Source organism: Microbulbifer salipaludis, from assembly GCF_017303155.1.
GTDB classification, from domain to species: domain Bacteria; phylum Pseudomonadota; class Gammaproteobacteria; order Pseudomonadales; family Cellvibrionaceae; genus Microbulbifer; species Microbulbifer salipaludis.
Map to the genome: position 1 here is coordinate 1,999,964 of NZ_JAEKJR010000002.1, position 14,059 is coordinate 2,014,022.

The 14,059-nt window shown below is 55.3% G+C and carries 11 protein-coding genes; 3 read left to right on the forward strand and 8 right to left on the reverse strand.

Annotated elements, in window-relative coordinates:
* Positions 1 to 21 precede the first annotated feature (21 nt).
* Together JF535_RS14175 and JF535_RS14180 are read left to right on the forward strand one after the other, a co-directional pair.
* Complete coding sequence (locus tag JF535_RS14175) at positions 22 to 537, forward strand: NlpC/P60 family protein (protein ID WP_242523837.1); 516 nt, start codon at positions 22 to 24, stop codon at positions 535 to 537.
* Positions 522 to 1,505 carry an N-acetylmuramoyl-L-alanine amidase gene (locus tag JF535_RS14180; RefSeq protein ID WP_207003238.1) on the forward strand — a complete coding sequence of 328 codons (984 nt, stop codon included), beginning with the start codon at positions 522 to 524 and terminating at the stop codon, positions 1,503 to 1,505. The genes JF535_RS14175 and JF535_RS14180 overlap by 16 nt, the downstream gene beginning before the upstream one ends.
* On the opposite strand, the gene JF535_RS14185 is transcribed toward JF535_RS14180, so the two are convergent.
* The 5 genes from JF535_RS14185 to JF535_RS14205 all read right to left on the reverse strand — a co-directional run bounded on the left by JF535_RS14185 (position 1,475) and on the right by JF535_RS14205 (position 9,288).
* A complete protein-coding gene (locus JF535_RS14185; protein ID WP_207003240.1) occupies positions 1,475 to 2,431 on the reverse strand; it encodes a glutamate cyclase domain-containing protein in 957 nt (318 codons plus the stop codon). The genes JF535_RS14180 and JF535_RS14185 overlap by 31 nt on opposite strands.
* Before the next feature lie 22 nt (positions 2,432 to 2,453).
* Positions 2,454 to 3,281 carry a putative hydro-lyase gene (locus tag JF535_RS14190; RefSeq protein WP_207003241.1) on the reverse strand — a complete coding sequence of 276 codons (828 nt, stop codon included), beginning with the start codon at positions 3,279 to 3,281 and terminating at the stop codon, positions 2,454 to 2,456.
* Positions 3,278 to 4,720: an amidase gene (locus JF535_RS14195; RefSeq protein WP_242523838.1), complete on the reverse strand. Its 1,443-nt coding sequence runs from the start codon at positions 4,718 to 4,720 to the stop codon at positions 3,278 to 3,280. Before JF535_RS14195 ends, JF535_RS14190 begins: the two co-directional genes overlap by 4 nt.
* A 118-nt stretch (positions 4,721 to 4,838) precedes the next feature.
* Positions 4,839 to 6,677: a glycoside hydrolase family 3 N-terminal domain-containing protein gene (locus tag JF535_RS14200; RefSeq protein ID WP_207003243.1), complete on the reverse strand. Its 1,839-nt coding sequence runs from the start codon at positions 6,675 to 6,677 to the stop codon at positions 4,839 to 4,841.
* A 250-nt stretch (positions 6,678 to 6,927) separates the two neighbouring features.
* Entirely contained in the window at positions 6,928 to 9,288 is a 2,361-nt protein-coding gene (locus JF535_RS14205; protein ID WP_207003245.1) for a TonB-dependent receptor, read from the reverse strand.
* Between the two features lie 562 nt (positions 9,289 to 9,850).
* Here JF535_RS14205 and JF535_RS14210 point away from each other — a divergent pair.
* Positions 9,851 to 10,774 carry a LysR family transcriptional regulator gene (locus JF535_RS14210; RefSeq protein ID WP_207003246.1) on the forward strand — a complete coding sequence of 308 codons (924 nt, stop codon included), beginning with the start codon at positions 9,851 to 9,853 and terminating at the stop codon, positions 10,772 to 10,774.
* A 23-nt stretch (positions 10,775 to 10,797) separates the two neighbouring features.
* Here JF535_RS14210 and JF535_RS14215 read toward each other — a convergent pair whose 3' ends face one another.
* The 3 genes from JF535_RS14215 to JF535_RS14225 all read right to left on the reverse strand — a co-directional run bounded on the left by JF535_RS14215 (position 10,798) and on the right by JF535_RS14225 (position 13,963).
* Complete coding sequence (locus JF535_RS14215; RefSeq protein WP_207003247.1) at positions 10,798 to 12,195, reverse strand: aminotransferase; 1,398 nt, start codon at positions 12,193 to 12,195, stop codon at positions 10,798 to 10,800.
* A 137-nt stretch (positions 12,196 to 12,332) separates the two neighbouring features.
* Positions 12,333 to 13,076 (reverse strand): L,D-transpeptidase family protein, encoded by a 744-nt coding sequence (locus tag JF535_RS14220; protein WP_242523839.1) that lies wholly within the window; start codon positions 13,074 to 13,076, stop codon positions 12,333 to 12,335.
* Positions 13,077 to 13,714: 638 nt separating this feature from the next.
* Positions 13,715 to 13,963 carry a DUF6482 family protein gene (locus tag JF535_RS14225; RefSeq protein WP_207003248.1) on the reverse strand — a complete coding sequence of 83 codons (249 nt, stop codon included), beginning with the start codon at positions 13,961 to 13,963 and terminating at the stop codon, positions 13,715 to 13,717.
* Positions 13,964 to 14,059: the final 96 nt, after the last annotated feature.

Below are 14,059 nucleotides of genomic sequence, written 5' to 3' on the forward strand. Positions count from 1 at the left end.
ACATCTCCGGAAGCGGGCGCAATGCCGGTAGAAGTCACAACCGCGCAGTTCAGCTCAGAAGCTTCGGCGCCCACTGCCACTATGGCTGAAAAACTGGTGGCCGAGGCACTGCCCTGGGAGAACCGCGAGTACCGCGTCGGCACGGCGGAACAGTGCATGAACTGGACGCGGGAAATTCTGGTAGCTGCCTGCGGCGAGCACTTTGCCACACTGGAAACACACAATCCCTGGGACAAACATCTACTGGGACCGGACGATGAGTTGCTGCCAGAGCATGTAGATTCACTGGCCTCCGATGAATTTGGCCAGAAAATCACGTCGATCGCAGCACTGCAGCCCGGGGACCTGGTATTCCTGAAGAATACCTATGGCGATTGGGCTGAAGGTGTCCTGACACATGTCGGCATCGCTGTTGGCGAAGGCCGCTATATCCACCGCATGACCTCCAACGACGGGCTGGTAAAGATCAATACGATCCCTGCTGAGGATTTTGACTCAGGCATTCGACTGAAGGATTCACTATGTCAAATACAATAAGACAGTCACTGGGCCAAGCGGCGCTACTCGCCACCGCGGTATCCGCTGCGCTTTTCAATTTCGGTTGTGTTGCCACCAGTGCCGGCCTCAATCACCAGAGCGATGCGTATAAAATTGAAGTGGTCGAATCGCAAAACGCCAGCGAGCGCGTGCGCTTTCTGGTCATGCACTTCACGGCGATTGACTTCGATACGTCATTACGGGTTCTCACCCAACCAAGTTCCTCGCCGGTCAGTTCGCACTACCTGGTCCCCGAAAGTGACGACCCAAGCTACCCCCATGAAGATCTTCGGGTGTATCAACTGGTGGATGAGACGCGCCGGGCCTGGCATGCGGGCCCAAGTATCTGGGAAGATCGCAGTCAGCTAAACGACCACTCGATTGGTATCGAAATCGTCAACAAAAGCCACTGCCACCCGCCCGCGGAATCCACCCCGGAAGCGGAAACAGAGGCAGTCTGTTTTTTTCCCGACTTCGATCCGAAGCAGATGGAGCTGGTGATCGCACTCTCCAAGGATATTCTGGCGCGCTACCCGGACATTACGCCGACCCGTGTCGTCGGTCACGGTGACATTATCCCGCAGTGGAAAATCGACCCCGGCCCGAAGTTTCCGTGGCAGCAGTTGGCAGAGGCCGGTATCGGCGCCTGGTATGACGACGCTACCGTCAAGCGCCACCTGGACTTCCTGAATGGCAATACCACCAGCGACCGCGACAGCATACGGCTGCGCTTCGCCCAGTGGCTGAGTGACTATGGTTATGGTATCGATCCAGAAACCGCGACGGATGCAGAAATCACACTGTACACCCGGGCCTTTCAGTATCACTTCCGTTCCTGGAAAGTTGACGGTGAGGTGGATAACCACAGCCGCGCTATTTTACTTGCGCTGTTGGAAAAGTACTTTCCGCAAAAGCTCAGTGGCTACCCGGATATCAATCAGGCAGTACTGGCGGCAAAGGACGCCTGAGAAGTGACCGGCGGACCTCCTCTCTGGGGGATCAGAGAGGAGGACAATGCCCGGATCCCGGCGTAGATTGACTGACTGCGCACCAGTGGTAACCCATCCTCGGTGGCGATATTACAGCCCGTCACTCCATCTACCATCCCTGCGGCCACTAGGGCCTCAAGACAATCCGTCAAAACGAATTCGCCCAGTAGCGGGCGCCGTATGCAGACCGATGCCAGCCCGAGCAAGCCATAGGCTCCCCAGTTCGACACATCGGCAATAACAAGCTGGTCCGTGATGGCCGTGGCACAGGACACCGGTAGGTTCTGCAATTGTGCGCGCAAGCGCCCCATTCCCAGCTCATTGCCACCGTCAGCAATGGCCAGCGATGGGCATTCTGCCAGCGAGAGCAACTGCTCCCACGGGAGGGTAGCTCCGTCGACCGGGTCGAATCGCATATTGCGATAGAGACCATCTGCACCGGAACCAGGTACCTCGATAAAGATGATTAATGTCGGAGCGAACGTTTGTATAAAACGAGGTAACTCATCTGAAAAGGTTTCCCGATCAAACGCAACCACAGAATCCACAAGGGCTGCGCCCTCACTGACCGCCGATGGTAGTGCGCAGGCCAGTTGCACCGCGTATTCACGGATGCCCAGCAAGGCCACCTCTGAACCCAGCGCACGCAAACTGCGTGCCATTGCGATAGCGCCTGCTGGGCCATCGGTTTCATACTGCCCTGCTACGGGAAAGCCGCTGACAATGGCTACGCGCTGTCGATTCTGCAGCAGTGACTGTGCAGCGGGTAGCAAGTAACCGCGATAGCCGCTACTGCGCACCGTTTCCATACCACGCAGATTTCCCGCCACCAGCAAACCCTCTATCTGGTTGGCAAGATGCACAGTGTCCGGACGCCGAAAAATATTCAAAGAATAGTTGACCATAGATTGTCACTTCCGTGCTGAGTCAAACTGCGGTTTGTCTTTCACCCCACCCCAACACCCGGATATCGGTCAGCGATTCCAGCGCATCGTTCAGGCGATCCGTAATCAGCATGTGTCCGGGGGCATGGGTAATAAAAAATTCCAGACCGGCATTCCGCAGCGCCTCAATGGCAGTCACGCCACAAGCCCAGAATGCCATCACTTCTTCAGGAAAAACGGTAACCGCCTCCCCATACTCGGGTGCGGCAATATCATTGACTCCCAGTTCCGAGGGATCCCCCAGGTGAACCGGTGCACCGTGTACCAGCGGGTAGCGGCCTGAAACATCACTGGCCAGCGCAATAGAATCACTTGAGAAAGGCCGCATGCTCACCACCAGATTGCCGTGAAACGGCCCGGCGGGCTCGCAGGGTTTCTGTGTGCGATACATGGGTACATTGCGCCCCTCGGTGATATTGCGCACTTCCAGGCCCGCGCCGATCAACGCTTCCTCAAAAGAGAAAGAACAACCCAGCGCAAAGGTGACCAGGTCATCTCGCCAGACATCGTTAATATCGGTAACTTCCTGTGCTTCCCTCCCCTGGCGATGCACCAGGTAGCGCGGAACATCGGTGCGAATATCGATGTCATCGCCCAGCTCAGGCATGCGGTACTCACCGGGCTCCGTGCGGTGCAACAAAGCGCAGGCGCGGTTGTTCAGGGTGCAGAATTCAGCAAACGCATCAGCGAACTTTTCTGGGACCATGGCGATATTGGCCTGCACATAGCCCGCCGCCAGACCTGAAGTCGGGCCACAGAATCGGCGGGCTCGGATTTCTGAGCGAATCACACGTGCGCATTGCTTGATCATGCCTTTACTACCTGTAAATCCAGTGGTCGATTGCCCGCATGGAGGAAGACACCCAGCTCCGCTTCGATACCCAGGCCGAGCTGCAATAATCGGGTGTCGGCATAAGGCTGCCCCACCAGCTGAACTCCCGTGGGCACACCGTTGGCCGCAAACCCGCTTGGCACGGAGAGTACCGGGCAGCGGCTCAAGGTATTGAATGGATAGGTCATAAACCAGCCTTTCACCGGATCTACCTCAACACCATCGATTTCCAGTGTGTCGCGGCTGTAATCAAAATCCGCCGGGACGCGTGTAGAACACACCGTCGGGCACAGCAGGAAGTCGCAGGTCTGGAAGACTTTTTCCAGTGCTTGCCACATATGCTGGGCATAGTCATTCGCTTCGAGAATCCGTTGAGGTGACGCGGCAGAAGAGAGCGAGAAATAGTGCTTCACATAACTGGTCAATTGATCGTGGTATTCGGCACGATCGTATTTTTCTCGCAGCATATGCCCCATCTGTGCGCCCTGGTGGATCTGCGCGGTGCGGATACAGCGCGCATCCCAGTCGAGGGTAACTAGCTCAACGTCCGCCCCGAGGCCCCGCAGCGTTTCCGCGTAAGCCAGCGTATTACTGCGCACGTCGTCGTCCAGTGAGAAAAAACCGAGATCCAGCGAAACCGCGATTTTCAGTCCACGCAGATCCAGCGGTACCGACGCCACCGGCTCTTTGGCCATCTGCGACATAAGATCCACCGGGTGCGGGCCGGAAATCAGGTTGTACAGTAAAACCATGTCCCGCACGCTGCGGGTCAGCATGCCGTGGTGTACATAGGGATCCACGTTGTACGGGGGGATTTCGGGGATACGTCCATGGGAGGCTTTGAGCCCCACTACGCCGCACTGCGCCGCTGGAATACGCACGGAACCACCCATATCTGTGCCGTTCGCGATGGTACAGAGCCCAGCGGCCAGAGCCGCTGCAGAACCACCGGACGATCCTCCGGGAGTGATGTCCGTATTCCAGGGGTTACGGGTTACACCCCACAGGTCGGACCAGGTGTAGGAGGCAACCGAGAATTCCGGGGTGGCGGTGCGGGCATGAAAGATACAACCGGCCGCGAGCAGGCGCTCCGGTACTGGATCGGTAACGTCCGCTATATTGTTTTGCAGCAGGCGTGATCCGTTCGTGGTGACTTCACCGCGAATGTAGGTCTCATCTTTAATCGCAGTAATCACACCCTCAAGTGGACGCGCTTTCTTGCGTTGATAAGCCTGTTCGGCAGCCCGGGCCTGCTGCAGCGCGCGCTCAAACATACGCTGGGTAAACGGATTGATCTCGGCACCGACCTGCTCGTAACGCTCGATGTGTGCCTGCAACACTTCAACCGGAGAAATTTTTCCGCTTTTATAGTGTTTCAGCACCTCACAGGCATCTAGGTAACACAAATCCATTTCCATGGCGCACCTGTTATTGTTTTTCTGACTTCGATACCCGCAAGTGTGAAGATTCAACCAGCCATTACTAAATGACTAACCAGAGGCGGAACCGATAGAAGCGGCGAGCTTCGTATCGATATCAGCCTTCGTTGTCGACGGATGCATCGCTTACCTGCAGGTTCGCCGGTGTCACCACGGTGACCGGCAACTGGCCGGCAACCGCCTCTCGGCTAACCAGCGCATTGGCGATCGCACGGTATATCGGGCCTTCCAGTGTATCGCCCGGACCGATATAGGCTTTGTAATCGAAACTGGCCAGATGCACGTCCGCGAGTGATTCAAATTGTGCCGCCTCGTAGGGAGAGCGCATGCTGATAAACACCGTCTTCGCGCCCCGTGTATTCGCCGCACTGAGGGACTGGCGATAGATTTCATAGAGCGCATCCTGGTCGGTAATCCGCTCGCGTAAGATGCGCAAATCCTCTATTCCACCGAGTTCTACCGCGCTTTCTGTCGGTACAATACTCGCTACGATCAATGTATCCGCATCGGAGTCTCTCACCGCGGACTCTGCCTCTTGAGGGACCAGCAGTGAAATCTCGGCGTCACTCACCTGCTCTAGTGCAATACGAAAGGCTTCTCCAACTGCCCTGTTTGGCGTCAGTACCTGGATCTGCCTGGCGTGCGAGCCGATCACCGGTAGTGCCGATGGTTGTGGAGGGAAGATATGGGTCAATGCAGCATTGGCCAGAGTCAGCGCAAGCGTACGATGTTCTGTGGTTGCCAGCACGGCCTTTGCCCGGCTTATCACTTCGGCCTCATCGCGCTGTGCCCATTGCGCATCGATATAACGCTGTTTCAGGCGCTGTACCCGTGCGACAGATGAATCTAACTCATCGACGGAAATCTCCCCCGCGTCGAGTGCCTCAACAACGCGGTCGATCAGCTTATCCAGTTGCACCAGGTCTTCTGGATAACGGACCTTGATTGGCATCAGTGCAATATCGGCACCCGCGGCGAAGGTGTTTACCACCGCTTCTTCCGGCGTAAAGTAATCGCTGATTCCCGCCATATTGAGGGAATCGGTCACAATGACCCCGTCATACGCCATTTCCCCACGTAAAATGCCAGTAAGGATTTTTCGGGATAAAGTGGCCGGGGCAAGCATTTGCTCACCGGAACGGGATCTCAGGGTCGTGGTGTCCAGCGCTGGGTACTGGATATGCGCGGTCATGGTCAGTGCCGGCTGCGCGTTGTGGATCACCTGCCGGAAAGGCAGCAGGTCAACGGCCTGCGCTTGCTCGAGGGAACGCTCTACCCGCGGCAGCCCCGTGTGACTGTCTACGCTGGTATCGCCGTGCCCGGGAAAATGCTTGACCGTCGCGGCCACGCCCTGCCGCTGAAATGCAGCGACACTGGCAGACCCGAGCTCCGCCACTACCTGGGGGTCCTCACTGTACGAGCGCACATTGATGACCGGATTATCGGGATTGCTGTTTACATCCAGCGTAGGCGCAAAATTCACGTTAAAACCCAACGCACGCAGTTGATCCGCCATGACTTCAGCAGTGGCACTGGCGAAGCGATCTCCCTCGCGGGCATGAGTCGCGCCGATGGCCATATTGCCGGCAAATGCCGCTGCCTCTTCCCGCGGCAACCGATTGACCCGGCCGCCTTCCTGGTCGATGCCGATCAATAGCGGTAGCCCGCTGGCAGACTCCGCCGCGGCCTGTTGCAAGGCGCGATTGAGCCTTACGATCTGCGCGCTGTGCTCGAGGTTGTCCGCAAACAGAATAATACCGCCAAGATCGGAATCCCGGATCATCCCGGCCAGCTCCGGAGGGAGTTCGGTCACCGGCTGATCACAGTACCGGTTGCCGGCTTTACCTGCCGCCGGTCGCTGCTGGTCCGGGCAGAAATAGCGGATATCGAGCATCAGCTTTTGCGCCACCTTCTGGCGCAGACTCAATGCGTCCACTGCAGCTGACTCATTCAGCGGCACAGAATCCGTACAAGAAGCCACAGTCGCGGCCAGTGCGACCACCGAGCAGGCTGCCACTACCCTTCTGAGCGAGCGTCTTACCAGCATAATAAATAACCAATCTTATTCTTTAGCACCTGATGGAATAATTTATTCTTCACATTTGGCGCTGTTGTGCAATAGAAAATTCGCAAAAAGAAAAAAGGGGGCGAAGACGCCCCCAATAGTTCACAAGATGTGAGCGAGATCAGAAGTCGTAAGAGACGTTCAATCCAAGCGTGCGAGGCATGGTCTGGATCAATCGATTCCCCACGTAGTTTTCAGACTGATAGGAAACCTCGGCACGTTCGTTCGTGAGGTTTCTGGCCCAAAGCCCCGCACTCCACTGATCACCACTCAGGCCAACATTGGCGCTGTACAGTGTGTAGGAATCGTATCGGTAAGGTTCCTCATCAGGAGAATCCGCGCGATCGCTTTGAACCTCACTGCTATAGGAACCACGAACGCTTGCGAAAAGGGTCAAACCATTGCTCAGATCACGATAGAAATTCGCCACCAGATTGTGACGCCACTCTGGTGCGCCACCCAAGAGCCCACCTTCCGACCAGGTGCGACATTCCGAGCCATCCGCGTACAGGCAGACCTCTTCAGTCTCTGCCCACTTCGCCTCTGTTGTGGCGGTCGAGTAAGTCAATGAAAGATTGTCATTCACGCGAAGACGACTGGAGAACTCCCAGCCTTGAGACTCTGCGTCCGGTCCGTTTGTGGTGCCATTCAAAGGGAAGCCGTTGATCGATTGGCTGTAGTAGGTCTGCGTATTCTCCCAGGCAATCTGGTATACATTTGTTTCGATGTACAGCAGGTCATCAAAAAATGAACCCTTCAAGCCGAGCTCAAAATTGTTCACCGAGTCTGGTTGATAATTCTGCGCAGCAGCCGATACATTCTGGTCGCCTTGCCCCTTGAATCCATTTACACCACCTCGACGAAAACCCTGCGATGCTGTTGCATACATGAGCACATCATCGGAGAGCTCATAAGAAGTATTCAGCTTGTAGAATTTCTCGCCTGACGCCGAGTTTTCAACCGCGCCCTTGGTATCTACCAAACCAAACGCGTAATCGGTGATACGCGGATCCGCCTCGTCGGAGTAATTGAACACGCGTGTTCCGACGGTTACGTCCCAACGATCAGTGACGGCGTAAGTCAACTCACCAAATAGGGCCAGCTCCTTATATTCCGTATTGATATCCTCGGCATATCCAACATTCTGCTCGCCGCCGATAGCCTCTCGATCCAATCCACCAACCGCGTCCAGAGTCGGAAAATACTCTCGAAACGCCAGACTGCGTTCCTGCTGGGTATAGTAGATTCCCCCAACCCAGCTAATCGGGCCATCGCCCATGGAAACGAACCGGGTTTCATGGCTGATACCTGAATACGTGTTATCGAATACCATATAGGGCGATTCGTCGGTTTCCTCTGGCGTGAGTGCACTCCAGCCCCAGTCACCATAGTAGACAAACCCAATTCCGTAATTTGCCCGCCCCTCGCGGGTGTCTTCAAAGTGAGAGGTGCTGGATTTCATGGCGAAGCGTTCGAAGTCCCACTCCAGGTCCAATGCGTCCAAGTTAAAGGATCGGTCGGCGTATTCGCGATACCGCCCCACAACGACATCCTGGCCGTACTGGAACACATCACCATCCTGAGTCGGGTCAAGCGTAGAGCCCCGGGAACCATTTGCCAGCTGGCTTTGCTGCGCATGTGTGAAAGTCAGTTTGGCATCGGGGTTGAAACGCCATGCCAGGGCAACTTTTCCGGTGGTCACATTCTGATAATCATCATTTTCGTAGCGTGTTTTGTCCGTCCCATTGGGATTTGCCCATGGGTTCTCCGATCGAAAGGACGGGGAGACGACACGATCAGTGAAACCGGCTTCATCCAGGTAGGCCAGCGACGCACGTATCGCCAGATTCTCTCCAAGGGGTTGATTGATCACTACATCCGTGTCCGTACTCATGCCCCCGCCCGCCGTTTGGTAAATGCCGGAATTGAGACGGACAGTGGACTCTTCAAAATCCGGCTGGTTGGTAATATATCGGACAGTTCCACCAAGGCTGCCAGAACCATACAGCGTGCCTTGTGGTCCCAACAGGGTCTCTACACGCGCGATATCTTTAATCCGATAGCCAATATTGGGAAGGGGCGTCTCATCGAGATAGTAAGCGAGCGTCGAGCGAACAAAGAACTCGAGGTTATTCTGATTTACCGCAGATACATTCAAGCCGCGAACCGTTACGGAATCTGCGAAGCGCGCCGAATTAGCCGGTGCACTAATCGTTACTGAATCCTCTATAAGGCTTTTCAGATCGGTAATGGCACGCTTGCGCAGCTCCGCCTCACCGATGGCCGAGATATTAATTGGAATATCCTCGAGGGAGGCTTCGCGGCGTGTCGCTGTAACCACGACGTTTTCCACCAGCCGACTTTGCTGCTGCGAATTTTCCGTTTCCTCTTCAGTATCGTCCTGCGCAAACACCATCGGCGTAACGCTGAGCGCAAACGCCGAAATGAGATAAGCAATCGGCTTCTTATTGAATGGCAACATACCCTGGTTCCTTATTATTAAATTGAGACTCTGTTCGTGGGCGCGCGAACTCATCCACCCTTAAGTCAGGATCTCGTTAGCCAATAAGAAATGGAAAATATCAAGTATCGGTACTGGCGATAGTTTAGAGGCCCGGATCGCCAGATGGCGTGAATAGCTAGCCCTAAATGGAACTCAGCTGAGTATGACTGGCTGCTACTGGTGGGGGGAATGCGCCGGATAACACGTGCCAATGCGGTTAAATTCGGACATATACCCGGTTAGATAGAGACGTGTTTGTGCTCTCTGCTTTACTCGGCCGTCGGCTTTGTTAAAGTCGCTCTCATAGGTTAAACCGATACAAGGTATTACCACGATAGGGCCGGGAGGAAGGTACCGTAAGCCAGTCATTTCGTAACCGTAATAGACAAAGCAAACGTGCAGGGCAATGGAGATGGGGCGGTAGCAATGGATGTACCGAAACCACACCTCCGGTCACAAACGTCAATTGACAGCGCCACTCCCCCAGCCATATCAGCGCCACCCTGTCAGAACAATAGTCAGTAAAACATTCAGGCAAATTATGGAATCGCGTTTTTTTATTGCTCCGGAACAGCTGGAAGCGTTTGAGGCGGCGGCACGCAGTGGCTCGTTTTCAGCGGCTGCACGGTCACTGGGTAAGGCGCAGTCCACGGTTTCCGGTCTGATCAGCAACCTTGAAATTGATACCGGCCTGACACTTTTCGATCGCTCAGGCCGCGAGCCTAAACTCACCGCACAGGGTCGATCCCTGCTGCACGATGCACGCTCGCTCCTGAACTCTTACTCCCGCTTCGAAGCCAAGAGCCGCAGCCTGAATGCTGGGCTGGAAGAGTCGCTGACCATCGCGATCGATGAGTCTTCTATCGATCTGAAGGCACTGACAGAAAGCCTGCAAGCCTTCTATTCCAAGTTTGGTACCGTTACCGTTACCCTCCTACATGCGTCTGGCGATAGTGCAGCAAAACTAGTACGCGAGGGCAAAGCCGATATCGGGATCGTTTTAAGCCAGAGCGACTACCCGGAGGACTTTGATTTCCGCGGTGTCGGCAATTGCTCGTTTGTGATGGTGGCAGGCAAAAACCACCCGCTCACCGCGCTGGATACGGTGGGCGTGCAGGACCTGCACAATCACCTGCATCTGCGCATCAGCGCCAGTAGCGATCCGGCTTCTATGCCGGAAAACGATCTGAGTGATCGCATCTGGTACCTGGAGAGCTACTCTCTGTTTATGACCATGCTCACCGCCGGCTTGGGCTGGGCGTTTACGCCCTTGCACATTGCGCGACCACATATCGAGCGCGGTGCAATCACGGTACTGAATACCAACTTTCAACTGACCCCTTACCCCTACTGCACAGACCTGATCTGGTCGCGCAGAAAAACTCTGGGACCTGCGGGGAAAAAACTGATTGATGAAGTATCGCGCGTACTCTCCGCAGAAAAGGTTGTGACAGAGCCCGCATGACGGGCTCTTTGGTGCACCGCAGATCAGGCGATCAGCTTTCGGGGGCTCGGTAGCAGCCCTTCTCTGCGCAGATCGTGGTAGGCGTGCTCGATCGCTGCGCCCAACTGCTCCACCACAAAGTCCACTTCAGCGCGACTCATGGTGAGTGGGGGCGACATCACATTCAGATGTACGATGGGCCGAACAATCAAGCCGTTCGATTCTGCCCGATCGGATATCCACTTACCGATGTTGAGTTCATCGGGCAACAATTGCCTGGTGGACTTGTCCGCGACATTTTCCACACACATCATGAAACGCTTACCCCGGACATCACCGACCAGGGGCAAATCCCGCAGGGTTTGCAGGCGCTGTTCGAAGTAGGCTCCCACTTCAACAACACGCTCCAGCAAATTTTCCCGCTCGATGATCTCAATATTCTTGAGTGCTGCCGCACAGGCAACGGGATGCCCTGAGTAGGTGTAGCCGCTGGCAAAGTAACGATCAGCATCACCCGTAGAAATAACCTCGTATATACGATCGGAAAAGAGCGTCGCGCCCAGCGGCAGGTAGCCCGATGTCAGTCCTTTCGCACAGGTGATGATATCCGGCTGCACACCAAACAGATCTTCCGAGGCAAACCAGTGGCCCACTCTTCCAAAAGCGGTGACCACCTCATCGGCAACGAACAGAATGTCGTTGTCCTGGCAAAGCTCCCAGATACGGCGATTGTAGCCCTCCGGCGGTACGATCACGCCACCAGAACCAAGGATGGGCTCGGCAAAAAACGCCGCGATATTATCAGCTCCCAGATCCGCAATCTTCTGCTTGCACTCTTCTACGAGGAAATCACAAAACTGCTGCTCGTCCATGCCCGTGGGCGCACGATAAGGGTTGGGGCAGCTCAGGTGGTGAATGGAGTCCTGGATATAGTCGAACTCCGGAATCTTGTCGCCGGACTTACCGGTTATCGACATGGCCGCATAGGTACTACCGTGGTAACCACCCTTGCGCGCCAGGATGTGTTTCTTATGCGGTCTTCCTCGGCAGTTCTGGTAAAAGTGCACCAGGCGGAAGGCGGTATCGATTGCCGTAGAACCCCCGCAACTGTAAAACACCCGGTTAATATCTCCGGGCGCCAGCTCCGCCAGTTTCTTCGCCAGCTGTGCTGCGGGTACGTTGGAAATGTCCACGAAAGGATTGGCGTAGGCCATTTCCCGAACCTGTTCGGCGATGGTTTCTGCCATTTCCTCTCGGCCGAGACCAATGTTGGTACACCAGAGGCCACCCACCGCATCAAAGTAGGAATTACCCTGCTCGTCCCAGACCCGGGCTCCCTTGGCACGGGCCATCATCAGGGAGCCCTCTTCCTCAAAAGAATCGAAGTGGGTCCACGGGTGCATCCAGTGGCGCTTGTCCGCCTGCCAGTTTTTGCTGCTCATCGCATTGCTCATTTTCAACTGTAGTGAAAGACCGCCACAATTAAGCAGCGGGTATCGAGCTCAGTTTAAACAGCGTGGTGTTCGGTGACAGTTTGCAACTATCGTCGGCGCCGATAGTTATTTTTAACATGATTACTTTACAGTGCCGGCAAACGCCACTGTGACTGTAATGCCCGGTACTGTTGCCTGGGCAACGCTAAGTACACCGGTTGCTGGTCGGCCTGTAGCCACTTGAGCACTGTATCCATCTCCGGCTCCCCCATGGCGGTACATCCAGCGGTAGCGCTGCCCGCGGCTTTCCAGAGGTGCACAAATATACAGCTTCCGGCACCCGGCACATTGGCCGGGTTATGCGCTACGAAGATTCCTTTTTTGTACTGCTGGTCACCGTAGTGGATGTCCCGGCGCATACCCTCGGAAGAGCCCTGCACCGCCTGCTTGCCGACCAGTTCCGCATCCACCGTCTGGTTATATAGGGGGGAAGCAGGCACATCGATACAGTAGTGGGAGGCCGTCATGGGTTGGTAACCCAGACCGGTATTTACTGCGTTGGGGTATCCGAATGCATCTCCCAGACGAAAAATACCCGCCGGGGCCTTGCCGTCCCCCTCCCGCTTCTGCGGATCCTCCTTGCCTACGATGGATTCAGGGTGCAAGCCAATTCCCCACGCAAGTCCGGTACGACCAAGGTTGACGGGTATCGGTTCCAGTACCGGCCTCCAGCCACTCTCAGTGCGGCTGAACGCATAGAGTTCACCGGTATCCGCATCCCAACTGTTGGTGATGGTCACCAGTAATTGCTGACTATTTTCGGGAACCTGCGCATGGGCAGCGGCGATGCCGATGACGGTAAAAAGAAGTAATACCAATTGCTTACCCATGATCGCCCTCCAGAGCGCAATTATTAGTGTGGGTCAGAAGCCGTCCGATTGCTTTGGGCCTGCCAGTCCCGGATGACCATCGCAACCGGTGAGAGGCACCTCGGGTAAACGACAGAAGCAAATCGCCGCCCCTTCGTCCCGCGGGTTTCACGGATCTACACCAGTAATTCTGGTTGGCGCACAGAAGAAGGGTGTGGCACACCCAGGAGAATAAAAGTAACACCGCGCTAGTGGCTTGCCAATGCATCGAGAAATTGATGGTAAACCGTACTCAATGACTGTACCGGCTCTTTCAAGCGCGAGAATGGATGTGAGATGCGCAACGGCGTGGAGAAATTTTGGCACTCAGGTTGATCACAATCGGATCGGGGGCGATGTCAGCTATGGGGCTTTCACAGCAACCAGGCAATTCACTTTTCAGGAAGAAGTATTCTGCGGGGAGCGGCAATTGCTCTGGGACAGTTTCGCACCATCGCCAAGAGGAGCGTGCCTCCACTCACCCGATCTTAAGGATACGTCGGCCTAGGGCGCGTCACAGGGCATCCACCTCTCAACCACAATCCTGCCCAACAACCAAAACCCTGCCCAAGGGAGAGCTGGATTAAAATTGGATGGATTGGCTTTGCGTACATGGAAAACTACTTCCAATGCAACTGAACCCTGAGTGGAGAGGTGTCATCCGTCAGACCACACATTTCCTCGTAAGGCGTTCTCTGTTCGAGCCACACTTCATCAAACGCCCGCGGATTAAAATAATCACGAATTTCTTCGAGGCAATGAAACTGGCGCGGCTTGTGGTCATTGCCGATCAACAGGTGTGCCCCGTTTTCATCGACGGTATTGACCACATAAATATGCCCTTCCAGTGAAATGATTTGCAGGTTCATAGCGCCTCCCGCCCCCACACAAAGGGGTTTGCGGTGTGGAAGCCTATTCAAGGGTAAGGTGGGGGTATCCCGACAGGAAGTATTCACTTCTTAAGG

Coding starts and splice junctions, on each gene's coding strand:
- JF535_RS14185 (WP_207003240.1), bottom strand. CDS start 2,431: ATGGTCAACTATTCTTTGAATATTTTTCGGCGTCCGGACACTGTGCAT.
- JF535_RS14220 (WP_242523839.1), bottom strand. CDS start 13,076: ATGGGTAAGCAATTGGTATTACTTCTTTTTACCGTCATCGGCATCGCC.
- JF535_RS14215 (WP_207003247.1), bottom strand. CDS start 12,195: ATGAGCAGCAAAAACTGGCAGGCGGACAAGCGCCACTGGATGCACCCG.
- JF535_RS14180 (WP_207003238.1), top strand. CDS start 522: ATGTCAAATACAATAAGACAGTCACTGGGCCAAGCGGCGCTACTCGCC.
- JF535_RS14205 (WP_207003245.1), bottom strand. CDS start 9,288: ATGTTGCCATTCAATAAGAAGCCGATTGCTTATCTCATTTCGGCGTTT.
- JF535_RS14210 (WP_207003246.1), top strand. CDS start 9,851: ATGGAATCGCGTTTTTTTATTGCTCCGGAACAGCTGGAAGCGTTTGAG.
- JF535_RS14195 (WP_242523838.1), bottom strand. CDS start 4,720: ATGGAAATGGATTTGTGTTACCTAGATGCCTGTGAGGTGCTGAAACAC.
- JF535_RS14190 (WP_207003241.1), bottom strand. CDS start 3,281: ATGATCAAGCAATGCGCACGTGTGATTCGCTCAGAAATCCGAGCCCGC.
- JF535_RS14175 (WP_242523837.1), top strand. CDS start 22: ATGCCGGTAGAAGTCACAACCGCGCAGTTCAGCTCAGAAGCTTCGGCG.
- JF535_RS14225 (WP_207003248.1), bottom strand. CDS start 13,963: ATGAACCTGCAAATCATTTCACTGGAAGGGCATATTTATGTGGTCAAT.